The organism is Sphingobacterium hungaricum (assembly GCF_015210005.1).
In the GTDB taxonomy this organism is placed as follows: domain Bacteria; phylum Bacteroidota; class Bacteroidia; order Sphingobacteriales; family Sphingobacteriaceae; genus Sphingobacterium; species Sphingobacterium hungaricum.
The window spans coordinates 1,093,304-1,110,802 of the sequence record NZ_MU158698.1; the positions used below are offsets into that span (position 1 = coordinate 1,093,304).

A 17,499-nucleotide genomic window follows, 5' to 3' on the forward strand; every position below is an offset into this window, starting at 1 on the left:
ATCAAGTATTTAAAATTATATAATAGACGGATTTAGTAGATTTTTATCCTAATTAGCTAAGCCTCATCATCTTCATATAAATCCGATTTCAAATCGTCGATTTCCCTACGGTCGCGTTTTGTTGGACGGCCAGCGCCTCGGTCGCGCTTCAAGATTGGTGCATGGAATGTGGATTTGTAAGCATGCGTTTCTTCGACCGGAGTACGGTCTTCATAAAATTGAGCTGCCGTCGGAGCATCCGCACGCCTGTAAAGCAAGCCCGTTACGAAAATAACTTTTCGCTCGATGCCTTTTTGTATTTGATACAAATCGCCGATTTTTACAACATAAGAAGGTTTTATATTCTGGCCATTCAGCTTCACACGTCCCGCTTTGCAGGCTTCAGTCGCCAAACTTCGGGTTTTAAAGATGCGTATAGCCCACAAATATTTATCAATTCTCAGTTTTTCCGATTCCGTCGCCATTCGATGCTTTTTCTATGATTTACAATAATACCCACTGAAGTCAAGAATATCAACAAAAATTTTCATCTTTGTGAAATTTTTAATTACATACAAACAACATATTTTTCATGGAAATGGAGACGCTTAAAAAATTAATAGAAGATGCTTGGGAAGATAGGCAGCTATTGGAATACAAAGAATATTACGAGGCTATCGCTATCGTTATTCAACGCCTTGACAGTGGCGAAATTCGTGTAGCAGAACCTATTGGCAACCGTTGGCATGTGAATGATTGGATTAAGAAGGCCGTCATCTTGTATTTTCCAACACGTCAGATGGAAGTAATTGAGAACACTCCTTTTGTGTACCATGATAAAATGAAGCTGAAAACGAATTACAAGCATTTGGGCGTTCGTGTTGTTCCTGGTGCTTCTGCTCGTTTCGGAGCCTATTTAGCCAAAGGGGTTATCATGATGCCGTCTTATGTTAATATTGGCGCTTATGTGGACGAAGGTACAATGGTAGATACATGGGCAACCGTTGGTTCTTGTGCTCAGATTGGCAAAAACGTACATTTATCCGGCGGTGTTGGTATCGGTGGTGTTTTGGAACCAGTTCAAGCAGCTCCTGTGATTATTGAAGACAATGTTTTTGTTGGTTCAAGAGCGATTGTAGTGGAAGGTATCCGCGTAGAAACCGAAGCTGTTCTAGGTGCAAATGTCGTGTTGACTGCGTCAACAAAAATCATTGATGTATCGGGTTCAGAGCCGATTGAATACAAAGGTTATGTTCCTGCGCGTTCGGTCGTTATTCCAGGTTCATACACTAAAAAGTTCGAAGCTGGCGAATACCAAGTTCCATGTGCATTGATTATTGGCAAACGAAAAGAATCAACAGATAAAAAAACATCCTTAAACGATGCTTTGCGCGAGCATAACGTAGCTGTATAATGTCAAAATCAAACACATTTGTCGATAGAGAAGACCTGAACCAAGCTTTAGAAGTTCTGAAAGCTGGCGGTCTGCTATTATATCCTACGGATACCATTTGGGGAATCGGTTGCGATGCGACAAATGCGGAAGCTGTTGAGAAAATCTATGCCTTAAAAGAACGTGCAAGTGAAAAAAGCATGATTGTTCTGCTTTGGAATGATAATCAATTGGCTTCTTATGTGAATGAAGTGCCTGAAGTAGCTTATGAATTGATTGAAGCAAGCGATAGGTCGATGACGATTGTGTATTCCAACGCGAAGAATTTAGCCAAAAATGCACTTGCATCGGATGGCTCTATCGGTATACGCGTTGCGAAACATCCATTTTGCGAACAATTGTTACAGCGCTTTCGCAAACCAATTATTTCGACTTCGGCGAATGTCAGCGGCGCATCATCTCCACGTAATTTTTCGGAGATTTCAGAAGAAATAAAGGCCGGAGTAGATTATATCGTTAAATTTGGACAAGAAGATGTAGCTGAACGTGAACCTTCTATCGTTTTAAAATTAGACCCTAGCGGGAAATTCGAATTTTTAAGAAAATAAACAAATATGAAAAAATTAGTCACTTTATTATTTGCAATCATCGCTGTCGTACAACTAAGCATTGCGCAGCAAAGTGAAATACCTTCTGCACAAGCAGGAGTTCAATATGGAAAAAAGATTGACCAAACCAATGCGATTTCAGTCGGAAAACTAGAAAATTCTTTTGGAAAAGATTCAACGTTTTCAGGGAAAATCGAAGGCGAAGTGGTACAGGTTTGCAAGAAAAAAGGCTGTTTCATTACATTGAAAAGAGCTGGTGATGCTGAACCTATCATGGTGCGTTTTACAGATTATGCATATTTTATGCCTCAGGATATTGTTGGAAAAACAATTGTTGTCGAGGGAAGAGCTAAAATCAAGGAAACTTCCGTTGAATGGCAAAAACATTACGCAGAGGATTTAGGAAAAAGCAAAGAGGAAATTGCTAAAATAACAAAACCTAAAAAAGATATTTCTATCGTTGCCGATGGCGTTGTGGTTGTTAAATAGCCCATTCGCATACAGCATAAAAAAAGTCACAAGTTTTTGTGACTTTTTTTATGCTGTATAGTTTTTTAATTTTACCAGATAATCAGTAAACATGTCAACACTTCATACCCATTCTTGTCAATCCATCGTTGCAGGAGGAAAACTCATCAGCTTTGAACTGCCTAAAATCATGGCCATCCTGAATTTAACTCCAGATTCGTTTTACGATGGTGGCAAATACAATTCCATAGAACATGCCGTAGCGAAAGCTGAAGAACTTCTAAACCAAGGAGCGGACATTATCGATATCGGTGCTTTTTCGTCACGTCCCGGAGCTAAATTGATTTCCGCGCAAGAAGAAATGGACCGCGCCTTGCCGATTATCGAAGAAATTGTGTTGCGTTTTCCACAAGCACTATTATCCATCGATACCTTTCGTTCGGAAGTTGCCGAAACTGCTATCAAGGCTGGTGTGCAAATTATTAACGATGTATCGGGAGGAACAATTGATGAAAACATGTTTGATACGGTTGCGAAATTACAAGTCCCTTACGTGCTGATGCACATGCGTGGCTTACCGGAAACCATGCAGAACGAAACAAGCTACGACGATATTGTCACCGATGTTGCGACTTATTTTGGTGAGAAAATTTCAAAATTACGTTCGTTAGGTGTTAAAGATATTGTTTTAGACCCAGGTTTTGGATTTGCAAAAACGCAGGAACAGAACTATGAGCTTTTGCATCGGGTGGATGAACTGCATTATTTCGGCTTGCCGATTCTAGGAGGCATTTCGCGAAAAAGCATGATACATAAAAAACTAAACATCCAGCCAGATGAATCTTTAATAGGTACGACTGTATTAAATACACTTTTATTATTAAAAGGCGTTCAAATCTTGCGTGTCCACGATATGAAAGAAGCGAAACAAATTGTGGATTTATTATTTTAACTAAAAATCAAGCTAAAACGTATTATAAAAAGAGAATTGATACCGTTTTTTTATATTTTTTTGTAGTTTAGTGCAGTATTAACATATTAATCTATTATGCTTTATAAAAAATCTATTGGAAAACTTGTTAGAGAGGCGGAAGAGAGCGGCGCAGGGACACTAAAACGGACGCTATCATCCTCAGGATTGATTGCGCTTGGAGTAGGAGCCATTATAGGTGCTGGTCTATTTTCACTTACAGGTATAGCTGCAGCAGATAATGCAGGTCCAGCTGTTACAATTTCTTTTATGGTCGCTGCTTTGGGTTGTGCTTTTGCAGGACTTTGCTATGCAGAATTTGCGTCCATGATTCCTGTAGCAGGTAGTGCATACACCTATTCGTATGCAACCATGGGTGAATTTATGGCTTGGATTATTGGTTGGGATTTAGTTTTAGAATATGCATTGGCGGCGGCTACTGTTGCTTCCAGCTGGTCGCAATATTTTAACCAGCTTTTGCTCATTTTTAATATTCATATTCCGGAAACGCTCTTGCACGGACCTTGGGAAGGCGGTGTGGTGAATTTGCCGGCCATTATCATTGTCTGTCTGTTATCGCTTTTGTTGATGAGAGGTACACAAGAATCTTCGTTTGTGAATAATGTATTGGTTATTTTAAAAGTTGGTGTTGTACTTATTTTCATCGCTTTAGGATGGAGTTTTATGGACCCAGCGAACCATACGCCATTTATTCCTACAAATGAAGGCGAGGAGCTTCTAAAAGCAGGTAAAATAACTTGGGGGGAGTTCTTTGATGGAGGCTATTTTGGAGAATATGGAATTAGCGGAATTTTAAGAGCTGCTGGAGTTGTGTTCTTTGCGTTTATCGGTTTTGATGCAGTAAGTACTGCGGCTCAAGAAGCTAAGAATCCTAAAAAAGGAATGCCTATCGGAATCATCGGTTCCCTAGTGATTTGTACAATTCTTTATGTTTTGTTCTCTTACGTGATGACAGGTTTAGCGAACTACACTGAATTTACTGGCGATGCCAAACCCGTTGCGACAGCATTTGAGAAAACAGGCTATCACTTTCTGAATACAGCATTAATTATTACGATTATCTGTGGATATACTTCGGTTATTCTCGTGATGCTTTTAGGACAGAGCCGTGTATTCTATACGATGAGTAAAGATGGTCTGTTGCCAAAAATCTTCTCGGATTTATCGAAAAGACAAACACCTTGGAAAACGAATTTAATCTTTATGGTTTTCGTGAGTTTATTCACAGGTTTTGTTCCGGTTTCGGATTTAGGCCACATGGTGAGTATCGGAACTCTATTCGCTTTCACATTGGTATGTGTCGGCGTAATTATATTGAGAAAAACACAACCGAATATTGAGCGTCCATTTAAGACACCATTTGTACCATTGATTCCGATTCTTGGAATCATCGTCTGTGTGTTAATGATGGCTTCGTTGCCAATCGAAAGCTGGGAACGTTTAGCTATCTGGATGTTGTTAGGCGTGATTATCTATTTTGTATATGGTGTTAAACATAGCAAGATTAGAAAAGCCGTGAAAGAAGGAACTTATACGGAGGATTAATAAAATTCTTCGATAACAGAAAAGCCGGTTATTTAGTAGCCGGCTTTTTTGCGCCCGATAAACTGACATGAATCTTCATTAAACAAAAAAATCCCGATGCCTGAAGCATCGGGATTTTATGTAATGAACTTTTCTGTTTTATTAGCGAACAGATGAGCCATTGGCCACTGCCGAATTCGGATTTACAAAATCCAAACGTCCATCAGCATCTTCGGCCATCAAAATCATTCCTTGCGAAGCAATACCTTTAATTTCTCTAGGTTCAAGATTCACCAGAATAGAAACTTGCCTACCGACAATATCTTCAGGTTTAAAGAATTCAGCGATTCCTGAAACAACAGTACGCTGGTCAATTCCTGTATCGATTTTCAATTTTAATAACTTCTTCGTCTTAGCCACTTTTTCTGCTTCCACAATCGTTCCAACACGGATATCTAATTTAGAGAAATCATCAAATGTAATATTCTGTTTCGCAGGAGCAACTTCTGTCGACACATTCGACTGCGCATTTAATGCTTTTGCTTCTGCCAATTTATTCAATTGGAAATCCACTTGCTCATCCGTTATTTTTTCGAATAACAATTGCGCTTCGCCCAACTGATGATTGCTAGCGATTAAATCAACTGTTCCAGCTTTTGCCCAATCTTGTTGCTCAAGATTCAACATTTCGAATAGTTTGGTGGATGTTTTTGGCAAGAATGGCTGACCAATCACGGCTAAATTAGCGACGATTTGCGAAGCAACATATAAAACCGTTTTCACGCGCTCAGGGTCTTCCTTAAACGCTTTCCAAGGCTCTTCATCCGCCAAATATTTATTTCCCAAACGAGCGACCTGCATAAAGCTTGACAAGGCTTCGCGGAAACGATATTGTTCCAAAGATTGCGTAATCTGCGCAGGATATTTTTTTAATTCTGCCAAAACTTCCTCATCGCGTTCGGATAAAGCCGAACCTAACAAAACCTTACCTTCGAAATATTTATGGGATAAAACTAGTACCCGATTCACGAAATTCCCTAGGATAGCGACAAGCTCATTGTTGATACGGGCTTGAAAATCTTTCCAAGTGAACTCACTATCGGATGTTTCTGGAAGAATGGATGTAATCACGTAACGCAATTCATCTTGTTTCTCTGGAAAATCTTTCAGGTAATCACTCAACCATACGGCATGATTTCTAGATGTCGATAATTTATCGCCTTCCAAATTTAAAAACTCATTTGCAGGTACATTTTCCGGCAGGATATACTCGCCATGCGCATGCAAAATCGAAGGAAAAATAATACAGTGGAAAACAATATTATCCTTTCCGATAAAATGGATTAAAGTCGAATTATCTTCTTCTTTGGGCTGTAATTTCCAATAGGATTCCCAATCTTTTCCGTTATCGATGGCCCATTGTTTCGTTGCCGAAATGTATCCTATCGGCGCATCCAACCATACGTACAACTTTTTACCTTCTGCTTCAGCCAAAGGCACATCAATTCCCCAATCCAAATCGCGGGTCATCGAGCGAGGTTGCAAACCTGATTTTAGCCAAGATTGGCATTGTCCGAAGACATTGGATTTTAAGATGGATTTTTTGCCTTCAATCAGCCATTTTTCTAACCAAGGCTGGTATTTATCCAGTGGCAAATACCAATGTTTTGTTTCTTTCAGAATCGGTGTTTCACCGCTTAATGTAGATTTTGGATTGATTAAATCCGTAGGATTTAATGTCGACCCGCATTTTTCGCATTGGTCGCCATAAGCACCTTCGGAATGGCAATTCGGACAGGTACCGACAATATACCGGTCGGCTAAAAACTGATGAAATTTCTCATCGTAATATTGTTCCGAAACTTGCTCAATAAATTCTCCTTTCTCATATAAATTCAAGAAAAATTCCTGCGATAAATCGTGGTGAATCTGTTCCGAAGTACGGTGATAAATATCAAAGGAAATCCCGAATTCTAGAAAACTTTCTTTAATCAGAGCATTGTATTTATCGATAATTTCTTTTGGCGTAACACCTTCTTTTTTAGCCTTAATCGTAATCGCCGCGCCATGTTCATCTGAACCGCATACATAAACGACATCTTTATTGTTCAAGCGAAGAAAACGGACAAAAATGTCAGCAGGCACATACGCGCCGGCCAAATGCCCAATATGTAATCCTCCGTTCGCATAAGGTAAAGCAGAGGTAATGGTAAATTTATTTTTTGAAAGAATACTCAAAATAGAATGCTAATTTAAATGTGTAACGAATCAAAAATATTTCTTTTTGAAGCAACAAAGATAATGCAATTTGCGCTTAATAAATACGTTAAGATTAAATTATTGCAGGGAGAAATTTGACATTCATTCGTCAGTTTCATCCAAAATAAGTTAAATTGATGCCCATAACATAAAACGAGCAAAGAAATATGAAAAGACCCTCCGGATTACAAAAAGGAGATAAAGTAGCAATTGTCTGTCCGGCCAGCTTTGTGCGCGGAACAGTCGATATCGCTGTCAAAACTTTAGAAAGTTGGGGTTTGGAAGTTCAAATCGGCAAGACGGTGACGAGCGCCTACCATCAATTTGCTGGCGATGATGCGTTGCGCGCTAAAGATTTGCAAGACGCATTGGATGATGATTCCGTCAAAGCTGTTTTCGCTGGGCGCGGAGGCTATGGTACGGTTCGCATTATTGATGCCATCGATTTCAGCAACTTCAAGAAAAATCCAAAATGGCTGATTGGCTTCAGCGACATCACCGTATTGCATAGCCATGTCGAACGAAATCTTGCAATCCCAACCATTCATGGGCAAATGCCAAAATCATTTGAAGAGAGCACAAAATCAGGTTTAAACACATTGAAAACTGCTCTTTTTGGCAAGCCACTCGCCTATTCATTCAAACAGAATAAACAGGAAAACCGAGAAGGAAAAGTTGAAGGGATTTTAATCGGTGGAAATTTAGCTATTCTTCATAGCATTCTGGCATCTGATTCGGATATGGTTTATGACAATAAGATTTTGTTTATTGAAGATGTTGGAGAATCATTTTACAACATCGACCGGATGTTATGGACGCTGAAACGCGCCGGTAAATTAGCTAAGCTAAAAGGTTTGCTGGTCGGAAGTTTTTCTTCGATGAAGGATGCTACGCCAGGATTTGGGCAAACGGTTGAAGAAATCATTCTTGACAAAGTGAAAGGATATGATTATCCGGTTGCTTTTCATTTTCCGGCAGGACATATCGACAACAACCATGCTTTGATTTTGGGAGCTGAAGTGCGTATGGAAGTTGGCAAAAGCCACGTGAATTTGGAATTTAACTCGTAAAAGCGCTATGAAAAATTTATCAAAATACAGAGATTTAGGCATCTTGATTATCCGTCTTGGAATCGGGGCCATGATGCTGACGCATGGCGTTCCGAAATTATTGGGAGGCGTGGATACTTGGGAAAAAGTGGGCAGTTCAATGGGGATTTTCGGTATTCATTTCTTGCCTGTTGTTTGGGGATTTCTAGCGGCGGCCACAGAAACAGTTGGTTCGATTCTGCTTATTCTTGGATTGTGGACAAGACCTGCATGTTTGCTTTTAGCATTTACAATGCTTGTGGCTTTATCAAAACATCTGGCGCAAGGCGATGGCCTATCCGGGGCATCACATGCCATTGAGTTCTTCTGTGTCTATTTGGGTCTACTGTTTATCGGACCTGGAAAATACAGTGTCGACAAACGATAAATTGGCAACAATGAAAAAGAGCTAATCAAAATCTGATTAGCTCTTTTTCGCTGTGAATACTTTCGAATGCCAGCTCCGTTCGAATGGAACTTCCCATGAATCCTCAAATTCGTCATATGTGGTGACCATGTTATTGAACACGATTGTCTTTTCGGTCACTTCACCTTCATCAATCAAATCCTGAAAAACAGTATTCGAAACCAATTGAAGTTCGTTAAAACCATCCTTGTAGGCAATCAATAATCGATTGAATAAATTAATGTTCAATTCATTTTCGATTTTCTTTAACAAATGCACCGATTTATCAATCGAACAACCCGTCACATTCGCTACAGCTTCATCGACTTGAAGAATCACAAACAAGCCATATTCAATCGAAACCTGCCCTGCTAATTTATTGCCATGCGCAGTCCAATCCTGCACAAAAGCTTGCAGAATTTCTAAGGCTTGCGCCTCTTCCGGTTCTGTAAAAAAACGGTCTGCCTGATAAATCCAAACTCTTTTCATCTTTCTCTAATTAATGGACATAATACGGAGAAATCATTAAATAAACAATTACTCCTGTCACCGCAACGTAAAGCCACATCGGATAGGTTATTCTTGCTATTTTTTTATGTCTCGCATAAGAACCTGAAATTCCGCGAACGAATGTAATCAAGACGAAAGGAATGATAATAATCGATAGACAGATATGCGTAATCAGGATAAAGAAGTAAACGTAGCGGATAAATCCTTCACCTCCGTAAGGCGTTGATTGGGAAGTCATGTGATAAGCGACATACATCCCCAAGAATGCAATCGAACAAGCGATACAAACTTTAATTAATCGCTCGTGAAGCTTTTGATCTCCTCTTTTTATAGCAGATACCGCCCACACTAACAAAACTGCTGTAAGGCCGTTAATTGTTGCGTAGATTGGTGGCAAAAAACTCAAAGGCTGTACATCATAGCCTAAATCACGCAAATTAACTCCAAATAATATCGCAACAACCAATGGAATGGCAACCGACAAAATGATTATCCAGACATTGTATTTTTTTTCTGCTTCTCTATTTTCCATGCTATTTTTGTTCCACCTTCAGTGGCTTATTTCTAATTTCTTCTACTAATTGTAATTTGATTTCATCTTCCAATCGTTTGATTTCCGATTGCAGATTGATATCATAAAATCCGCGAATGCGGTGTTTTGAATCGATTAACAAAAACTTACTCGCGATAATAAATCGATTCGAGTCGTTTGAGTCTTTCATGGCATCGATTAGCATCTGCTTTTGTGCATATTCGAAAATATCCACATTTGGCCTTGTCGTAACAAACCAGTTTTTCGCATCCAATCGAGGATAATTGGCAAAGGCTTTAATGTCTTCAGGCGTGTCATTTGGATCCACCGAAATGGAATACAATTCGACAACCGGATTAGCAATAAAACGCTTCGCAATTCCTGCCAAATTATCCATCATCGGTTTCGAAGAGGATTTATCTTTGGAATAAAATAAATGAACGACGGTAACGGCTGTATCGTTGCCCAAAAAAGTGACTTGCTTGTTATTTGAATCAGTTAATTGAATAGGACTCAAGGTATGGTAAAGCGTATCTGGAATATCACGTCCCATGGAACGGTTGGTCTTGCCAGATAAGGACTTCTCACCGTAGACAGGCAGCTTAACATATTCGTTAGAGCCCATTTTATTAACCATTATATATAAAAATCCTGGCAAAAGTAGTACCATTGCCAGGATTATTAATTTTGATCCATTTCTCTTTTGAGAAACTTTTGTCATGCTAAATATCTATTTATGAGGGAAAATCGGCTGATGTGTGAAATGATCATGAAGATATCCACCTTCAATCAACATTAATACGATAAAGTAAATGATAAACACAAATACAATACAGACACTCAGAATAAAGCCCGATTTCTCAAATTTCAAGTGCATAAAATACGCAACAATGTAGTATGCTTTAACTAAAGTTAAGGCAATGTAAATGATATTTAAGAACGTTCCTTTGTGTAAAATTCCCCAGTGGTGAACAAATCCTAATGCGATTAAAAATTCTAATCCTGTTAATGCTAATAGAATAAAAAATACTTTCCAGATGCCCTTTTTATCCATACCCTCATGTTCATGAGTGTCGTGAGCTATATGATCGTGGTGATTTGACATAATAATTTTTTAAAAAATAGTGATACAGAAATTAAATTAAATAGAAGAAGGTAAATACGAATACCCAAACTAAATCGACAAAGTGCCAGTATAAACCAACTTTTTCAACCATTAGATACGATCCGCGATTTTGGAACGTATTGTTCAATGTTTGACAAAGTATAATAATATTTAATAAAATACCGATCGAAACGTGGAAACCGTGAAAACCAGTTATCGTAAAGAACAAGTTCGAAAACTGCAATGCGGCAGTATACGAAATTTCTTTAGAGAAATAAGGAGATAGTGCTTCAACGATTGCATTTTGATCCGTTAAACCAGTTGCCGGGTTTCTGCCAAACCAAAATCCTTGGTGATGTAAGTGAGTCCATTCGATTGCTTGACAGCCAACGAACAAAATACCACCTAAAATTGTCCATAACATGTATTTGACAACTTCATCTTTCTTATTGCGATGTCCTGCATCAACCGCAAGCACCATCGTAACCGATGACATAATCAAAATAAAGGTCATAATACCTACGAAAACCAAAGGTTGACCAGATTCTGCGATTCCAGGGATGGATTGAAAAATCTTATCTGCATCAACCCAAGTAGGCTGTGCATATTTTTGCGCTCCATAATAAATTAAAAATGCAGAGAAAGTAAAAGCATCCGATACTAAGAAAAACCACATCATGATTTTTCCATACTCTAGATTCCAAGGTGACTTTCCGCCGCTCCAAGGTCCGTCTTTAACCTTATCCAATTGCGATACCGTTGTATTCATGTCTTAGTGTTATTGATTCAAAAGTAAGAAAACATATATATAAATCCATAAAAGATCTAGAAAATGCCAAAAAATAGCAGCTAAATCCATTCTGAAAGTATTCTGATCTAAAGGAATTGGTTTGGCTGCGCCAATAAAGCAACGGATCAATACAATTAATCCTGCAATAATGTGCGCCAGGTGCATCCCTGTAAAAATGTAAATGAACGATTGCGAAGCATTCGTATTGATGAAATAGATTCCTCTGCTGGTTAGTGTAGACCAAGCTTCCACCTGAACAAAGAAAAACACGACACCTAATGCAATCGTCAGTAATAAATAAATCTTTTGTTTAGCTAATTGATTTTGTTTGACTGCTTTCGATGCCAAATGCATGGTCAGACTACTTAAAACAATTGCTACGGTACTCCAGATAAATGCATGAGGCAAAATCGTCTTGATGCCCTTATCAACGCCACTTGCTGTGTAGACAATAAATCCACTTGACAATGCCGCAAACATCATGAACATACCTATCATCCCCAGCCAAAGGCTAAATTTCTTTGCCTTTCTGGACTGAAGAATTTCTTCTTGTTGTAAATTTTCTATACTCATTATCATAAAGGAAGATAATCAAATAATAATACCAATTGGGTTAACGGCAAGTAAAGGAACGATGTAAACATGACTTTCTTAGCCGTTGCATCCTCCATTTTTAGCATATGCTGATAACCGTAATAGGTAAATAACAAACCTCCTAACAAAGATACTGCTGTAAAATAATATCCGCCAAAACCATAATACCAAGGCAAAAATCCCGCGGGTATCATAAGCAGCGCTGAAATAAAAATCAATACAGCTGATGTCTTATCTTTCTTTTTTGTCGGCAACAATCTAAATCCAGCACGTTTGTAATCTTCATCAGCAACCCAAGCAATAGCCCAAAAATGAGGAAACTGCCAAAAGAATTGCACCGCAAATAAAACCAAAGGCACGATCACAACTGCTGACTCGCTCACTTCGCTATAAGCCAATCCAAATCCTGCAGATTCAAACGCCGCGTAATATCCAATCAACGGAGGCAATGCTCCTGGAAATGCACCAACCAATACGGCTATCGGCGATTTCTGTTTTAATGGCGTATAGACGAAAGCGTATAAAAATATCGAGAACACAGAAAGCAATCCTGCGATAAAATTAAGTTGCACCAAGACCAAGGTTCCGATGATTCCCATAAACAAACTTAAAACCAAAGCTTGTCCGGTATTCATTCTTCCCGAAGGAAGCGGGCGATCCATTGTACGAACCATCAATTTATCCAAATCTCTTTCGATGATTTCATTAAATCCATTTGCCGCACCCGTCACTAAGAATCCTCCGATCGTCAACATCAACCAATTAAACCACATCACTTCACCCTGTTGCTTCGCTCCAATCAAAAATGCGATGGAAGCAGAAAAAACAACCGTCAGTGTAAGACGTAATTTTACTAGTTTATTAAAATCAGAAATAAATTCCTTCATGCGATTTAAAAATCTTTCACTTGTATTGGCAACTTATGCCGTTCTTTTTAATTTCGACAGCAACAACATTAAATAATATTGAGCTCCGAACAACAAACTTGCTAAAATCAAATGGCTCGTTTGTGCGAATGCAGGAACATTAAACTCAGTCAATATAATTCCTATCGCCATTTGAAGTACTACGAGCACCATCACAATCCAAGCATATTTACTTTGGATAGTGGCTGGGCTAAATCTATTTTTCACTAAGAAAAATAAGAGAACCGAAAGTAAAACGGTAATGTATGCTAATATTCTATGCCATTTTAAGCTTTCCCCAATCGATGCGATCCAGCTTGATCGAGCAAGTCCTTCATCATTCAGATGGTCTATTGCTTCTCGAACTTCCGTTCCAAAAACAACTTGAATCAGCAACACGATTAAGGCCAAAATGGCTAATGCTTTCACTCCTTTGTAGGAGTAATTCACCAGAATGCTGCTGTCTCGTAAAGTCGTGGCCAAAAAGAACGTATAAATACTTACGCCGACGATTATCAATGCCAAGAGCATATGTACGGTGATAATCCAAGGCATCAGGTTGGTTGAGACGACGATCGATCCAAGCCAGGCTTGAATGATAACAAAAATAAGATTAAGAACACTCCAAACAACAATGCTTGGTTTTGATTTTGAATAAGCGAAAGAGAAGATTGCTGTGAATAATAAAAAGAAACCTGCAATAACGCCTACTACCCTATTTATATATTCGGTCCAAGTTTTTGCTGCGTTAAATTCTTCATGAACCAATATCGATTCATCATGTCGAATTTGGTCTGCTTTTTCGGGATATCCGAAAAACTCAACTAACTTAGCAAAACGATTGTTTTTTTTCTGGCGACCATCAATATACTGTTGTTCATACCCTTCAGGAAGCTGCGAAACATGTGTTGGTGGAATAACTTGATTGAAACATTTCGGCCAATCCGGACAGCCCATTCCTGAACCTGTACTTCTTACTATTCCTCCAGCAGCTATTACCATAAATAAAACTATAATAGTTAATCTGTTTATTTTGATAAAACGCTTTTCAGCAGCTGGATACATTTTTCTCCTGTACTTTATAAAGTATGAAAAGAGAGGTAGGACGAACCTACCCTTCTACAGTTCTGTTGTTATCTTTATTCCATTGTTCCTGAATGCGAATCGCTTCTTCATTTCCTTCAAAGTCGTGCGCTTGATTAGAGCTCATTGTTTGAGAGAAAGGAACATCTTGAGGAATAAAGTCTGCTTCCGCTCCTGGCTTACTGTAATCGTACGGCCAACGGTGAACAGTAGGAATTTCTCCTGGCCAGTTTCCGTGAATATGCTCAACTGGTGTAGTCCATTCCAAAGTATTTGAATTCCATGGATTTTGTGTTGCTTTTTTACCGAAGAAAATCGAGGTAAAGAAGTTCCACAAGAATGCTACCTGACCTAATGCTGCAATGATTGCTGCCCAAGTAACCAAAATATTTACAGACACCCATTTCTCCATGAAAGGGAAGTTGGTGAATGAATAGTAACGGCGAGGTACTCCATCAATACCCATAAAGTGCATTGGGAAGAACACTAAATACGCTCCTAAGAAAGTTAACCAGAAGTGTAAATAGCCTAATTTCGCATCCATCATACGTCCGAACATTTTCGGATACCAATGATAAACACCACACAACATACCGAAGATCGATGCAGATCCCATTACTAAGTGAAAGTGAGCTACCACAAAATATGTATCGTGTAAGTTAATATCTAAAGCCGCATTTCCTAAGAACAAACCAGTTACACCACCGGAAATAAAGAAGGAAACCATACCAATCGCGAACATCATCGCTGGAGTAAAACGGATGTTACCTCTCCATAATGTCGCTAAGTAGTTAAATGATTTTACTGCCGAAGGAACCGCGATAATCAATGTCGTAATCATGAACACACCTCCTAAGAACGGATTCATACCTGTTACAAACATGTGGTGACCCCATACAATAAATGATAATACAGTAATACCAACTAACGAATAAACCATCGCGTGGTAACCAAAGATTGGTTTACGTGAATTTGTAGAAATAACTTCGGAAGTAATACCCAAAGCTGGCATAACTACGATATAAACCTCTGGATGACCTAAGAACCAGAATAAGTGTTGGAACAAAATAGGTGAACCACCTTCGTTAGGCAAAATCTGTCCTTGAACTACTAAATCTGATAAATAGAATGAAGTTCCAAATGAACGGTCAAATACCAATAAAACTACTGCAGAAACTAGAACTGGGAAGGATAATAAACCTACAATCGCAGTCAAGAAGAACGACCAAATTGTTAAAGGCATTTTCCACATGTCCATTCCTTTCGTACGCATGTTCAATACAGTACTGATGTAGTTTACACCACCCATTACCTGAGAAGCGATGAACAACGTCATACTGATTAACCAAAGCGTCATTCCCAATCCAGATCCTGAAATGGCTGACGGAACGGCTGATAATGGAGGATAAATTGTCCAACCCGCAGATGCTGGTCCGCTTTCAACGAAGAAAGATCCGATCATGATAACACATGCAGTAAAGAAAAACCAGTACGAAAGCATGTTCATGAATGGCGAAGCCATATCGCGAGCCCCTAATTGATAAGGGATCAATAAATTACTAAATGTTCCTGATAAACCTGCTGTTAATACAAAGAATACCATCATGGTTCCGTGAATGGTCACCAAGGATAGGAAAAAATCAGGTTTTATACGTCCGCCTTCAGCCCATTTACCTAAAAACACTTCCAAAATAGGGAAATCTTTGTCAGGCCAAGCTAATTGAATACGGAATAAAATGGATAATATCATGGCAAAAACTGCCATTATGATACCGGTAATCAAGAATTGCTTTGCAATCATTTTGTGATCTTGACTAAATATATATTTAGTCCAGAACGTTTCATGATGGTGATCATGTGAATCGTGATGCGCTGCGTCGTGTGATATAACTGTACTTGACATATTCTATTTTAAAAATCTTATTTCAATTAATTTAATGAAGCTGTGTTTAATTCAATCTCTTTTGTTGAAGAACTAAATTCTTTTTGCAGGTCTTCATTGAAGTATTTATTTTGCTGAGATAACCAAACTTTATATTCCTCTTCTGTCACTACAACAACTTTCTTCTGCATGTTGTAATGTGCTTCTCCACAAATCTTAGCACACAATAAAACGAAATCATATTTAGGATCATCCATTTTATCACGCATTTCTTGCGTAGTCATTGTTGGAGTGAATTGGAAATAATTCGTCATTCCCGGTACCGCATTAATCTGTACTCTAAAATCAGGAATGTAGAATGAGTGTAAGATATCTTTTGAAATAATATGGAATCTAACCGACTTATTTACTGGAAGTACAATATCTTGAGCTTGGATATCATCCCAAGCACTCTTATCGTTAAAATCAATACCGTAAGGGTTTGACGATGTTGTCATCTTGTAGTTACGGTTTCCGATTTTGCCATCAGCACCTGGGTAACGTACAGACCACATAAATTGCTCGCCCATTACTTCCACTTGCAATGCTGAATTTCTTAATTCCTCAGGAATATTTGTAATGTTTCTCCAAGCAAAGAATCCGAACAATACCAATACCGTTAATACAATCGAAGGAACGATTGTCCAAATCTTTTCAATGGTGTTGTTATGAGGGTAGTAATACGCACGTTTGTTAGCGCGCATTCTATACAAGTAAGGGAATGTCAATAACAAAATGTGTGTTGCTACCAATACGAATGTGGTGATTACTGTCGTAACGATAAACATCGTATCGATTTGCTTACCGTGTTCTGTTACGGCATCTCTCCACGCCCAGCTACCCCAAACTTTAAACGAGTAATAGACAAATGCTAAGAAAACGACTAAAAAAACAAACAACAAGATTGCTTGCAATGTATTATTCGATAATGGATTGTACTTGCCATTCATCTTTTTAGTTAATTCATACACTGAAATAACTTTCAAAATGATTGCAATGATCGTACAAACGATTAAGAATAATAAGATATAATATACTAAGTTTTTATAAACTTGAGGATCTACTGTTTTTTCTTCTTCTACTTTCTTAGCGGCAACAGTCGTTGCTCCAGCAGCAACACTTGTTGAGTCTGTTGCTGAAATAGCTGCTCCAGCTAAAGTATCTACAGGCGCAGTAGTAGAATCAACTACAGGAGCTGCCACACTATCCGTTGCTGTTGCAACAGAATCTTGTACTGCAAAGGAAGGTGTAGCGAAGAATAGACCTATTGCTAGTAAACAACCCGAAATGGATTTGAATCTGTTATTTATTTTAAACTTCATTTCTTATAATAACGTTTGAAC

The 17,499-nt window shown here is 38.6% G+C and carries 19 protein-coding genes; 7 read left to right on the top strand and 12 right to left on the bottom strand.

Annotated features, from left to right (window positions below; all coding sequences use genetic code 11):
- Positions 1-56: 56 nt before the first annotated feature.
- The gene (locus C4F49_RS07975; RefSeq protein ID WP_196935341.1) at positions 57-464 is read right to left on the bottom strand and encodes an RNA-binding S4 domain-containing protein; all 408 of its coding nucleotides are present in this window, start codon (positions 462-464) and stop codon (positions 57-59) included.
- Between the two features lie 107 nt (positions 465-571).
- Here C4F49_RS07975 and C4F49_RS07980 point away from each other — a divergent pair, with 107 nt between their 5' ends.
- The 5 genes from C4F49_RS07980 to C4F49_RS08000 all read left to right on the top strand — a co-directional run bounded on the left by C4F49_RS07980 (position 572) and on the right by C4F49_RS08000 (position 4,984).
- A complete protein-coding gene (locus tag C4F49_RS07980; RefSeq protein ID WP_196935342.1) occupies positions 572-1,393 on the top strand; it encodes a 2,3,4,5-tetrahydropyridine-2,6-dicarboxylate N-succinyltransferase in 822 nt (273 codons plus the stop codon).
- Entirely contained in the window at positions 1,393-1,980 is a 588-nt protein-coding gene (locus C4F49_RS07985; protein WP_196935343.1) for an L-threonylcarbamoyladenylate synthase, read from the top strand. The genes C4F49_RS07980 and C4F49_RS07985 overlap by 1 nt, the downstream gene beginning before the upstream one ends.
- Positions 1,981-1,986: 6 nt before the next feature.
- Entirely contained in the window at positions 1,987-2,469 is a 483-nt protein-coding gene (locus C4F49_RS07990; protein ID WP_196935344.1) for a DUF4920 domain-containing protein, read from the top strand.
- A 91-nt stretch (positions 2,470-2,560) separates the two neighbouring features.
- A complete protein-coding gene (gene folP / locus C4F49_RS07995; RefSeq protein WP_196935345.1) occupies positions 2,561-3,400 on the top strand; it encodes a dihydropteroate synthase in 840 nt (279 codons plus the stop codon).
- Between the two features lie 96 nt (positions 3,401-3,496).
- On the top strand, positions 3,497-4,984 hold the full coding sequence (locus C4F49_RS08000; protein WP_196935346.1) for an amino acid permease: 1,488 nt from the start codon (positions 3,497-3,499) through the stop codon (positions 4,982-4,984).
- Between the two features lie 141 nt (positions 4,985-5,125).
- On the opposite strand, the gene metG is transcribed toward C4F49_RS08000, so the two are convergent.
- A complete protein-coding gene (gene metG / locus C4F49_RS08005; RefSeq protein ID WP_196935347.1) occupies positions 5,126-7,201 on the bottom strand; it encodes a methionine--tRNA ligase in 2,076 nt (691 codons plus the stop codon).
- 188 nt (positions 7,202-7,389) lie between these two features.
- Between metG and C4F49_RS08010 the strand changes: the two genes are divergently transcribed.
- Positions 7,390-8,292, top strand: coding sequence for a S66 peptidase family protein (locus tag C4F49_RS08010; protein ID WP_196935348.1), 903 nt, complete (start codon positions 7,390-7,392; stop codon positions 8,290-8,292).
- A gap of 7 nt (positions 8,293-8,299) precedes the next feature.
- The gene (locus C4F49_RS08015) at positions 8,300-8,698 is read left to right on the top strand and encodes a DoxX family protein (RefSeq protein ID WP_196935349.1); all 399 of its coding nucleotides are present in this window, start codon (positions 8,300-8,302) and stop codon (positions 8,696-8,698) included.
- 36 nt (positions 8,699-8,734) lie between these two features.
- On the opposite strand, the gene C4F49_RS08020 is transcribed toward C4F49_RS08015, so the two are convergent.
- The 10 genes from C4F49_RS08020 to C4F49_RS08065 are packed head-to-tail and all read right to left on the bottom strand — an operon-like array spanning position 8,735 to position 17,478.
- On the bottom strand, positions 8,735-9,205 hold the full coding sequence (locus C4F49_RS08020; protein ID WP_196935350.1) for an ABC transporter ATPase: 471 nt from the start codon (positions 9,203-9,205) through the stop codon (positions 8,735-8,737).
- A 10-nt stretch (positions 9,206-9,215) separates the two neighbouring features.
- Positions 9,216-9,758 carry a DUF420 domain-containing protein gene (locus C4F49_RS08025; RefSeq protein ID WP_196935351.1) on the bottom strand — a complete coding sequence of 181 codons (543 nt, stop codon included), beginning with the start codon at positions 9,756-9,758 and terminating at the stop codon, positions 9,216-9,218.
- Position 9,759: 1 nt separating this feature from the next.
- Positions 9,760-10,428, bottom strand: coding sequence for an SCO family protein (locus C4F49_RS08030; RefSeq protein ID WP_231388239.1), 669 nt, complete (start codon positions 10,426-10,428; stop codon positions 9,760-9,762).
- A gap of 60 nt (positions 10,429-10,488) precedes the next feature.
- Positions 10,489-10,863, bottom strand: coding sequence for a cytochrome C oxidase subunit IV family protein (locus C4F49_RS08035; RefSeq protein WP_196935353.1), 375 nt, complete (start codon positions 10,861-10,863; stop codon positions 10,489-10,491).
- A gap of 31 nt (positions 10,864-10,894) precedes the next feature.
- Positions 10,895-11,632, bottom strand: a complete 738-nt coding sequence (locus tag C4F49_RS08040) for a cytochrome c oxidase subunit 3 (protein WP_196935354.1) — start codon at positions 11,630-11,632, stop codon at positions 10,895-10,897.
- A gap of 9 nt (positions 11,633-11,641) precedes the next feature.
- A complete protein-coding gene (locus C4F49_RS08045) occupies positions 11,642-12,226 on the bottom strand; it encodes a cytochrome c oxidase subunit 3 (protein WP_231388240.1) in 585 nt (194 codons plus the stop codon).
- A 2-nt stretch (positions 12,227-12,228) separates the two neighbouring features.
- On the bottom strand, positions 12,229-13,134 hold the full coding sequence (gene cyoE, locus C4F49_RS08050) for a heme o synthase (protein WP_196935356.1): 906 nt from the start codon (positions 13,132-13,134) through the stop codon (positions 12,229-12,231).
- Between the two features lie 33 nt (positions 13,135-13,167).
- A complete protein-coding gene (locus C4F49_RS08055; RefSeq protein WP_196935357.1) occupies positions 13,168-14,217 on the bottom strand; it encodes a COX15/CtaA family protein in 1,050 nt (349 codons plus the stop codon).
- A 46-nt stretch (positions 14,218-14,263) separates the two neighbouring features.
- Positions 14,264-16,138: a cytochrome c oxidase subunit I gene (locus C4F49_RS08060; RefSeq protein WP_196935358.1), complete on the bottom strand. Its 1,875-nt coding sequence runs from the start codon at positions 16,136-16,138 to the stop codon at positions 14,264-14,266.
- A gap of 26 nt (positions 16,139-16,164) precedes the next feature.
- A complete protein-coding gene (locus C4F49_RS08065; protein ID WP_196935359.1) occupies positions 16,165-17,478 on the bottom strand; it encodes a cytochrome c oxidase subunit II in 1,314 nt (437 codons plus the stop codon).
- Positions 17,479-17,499: the final 21 nt, after the last annotated feature.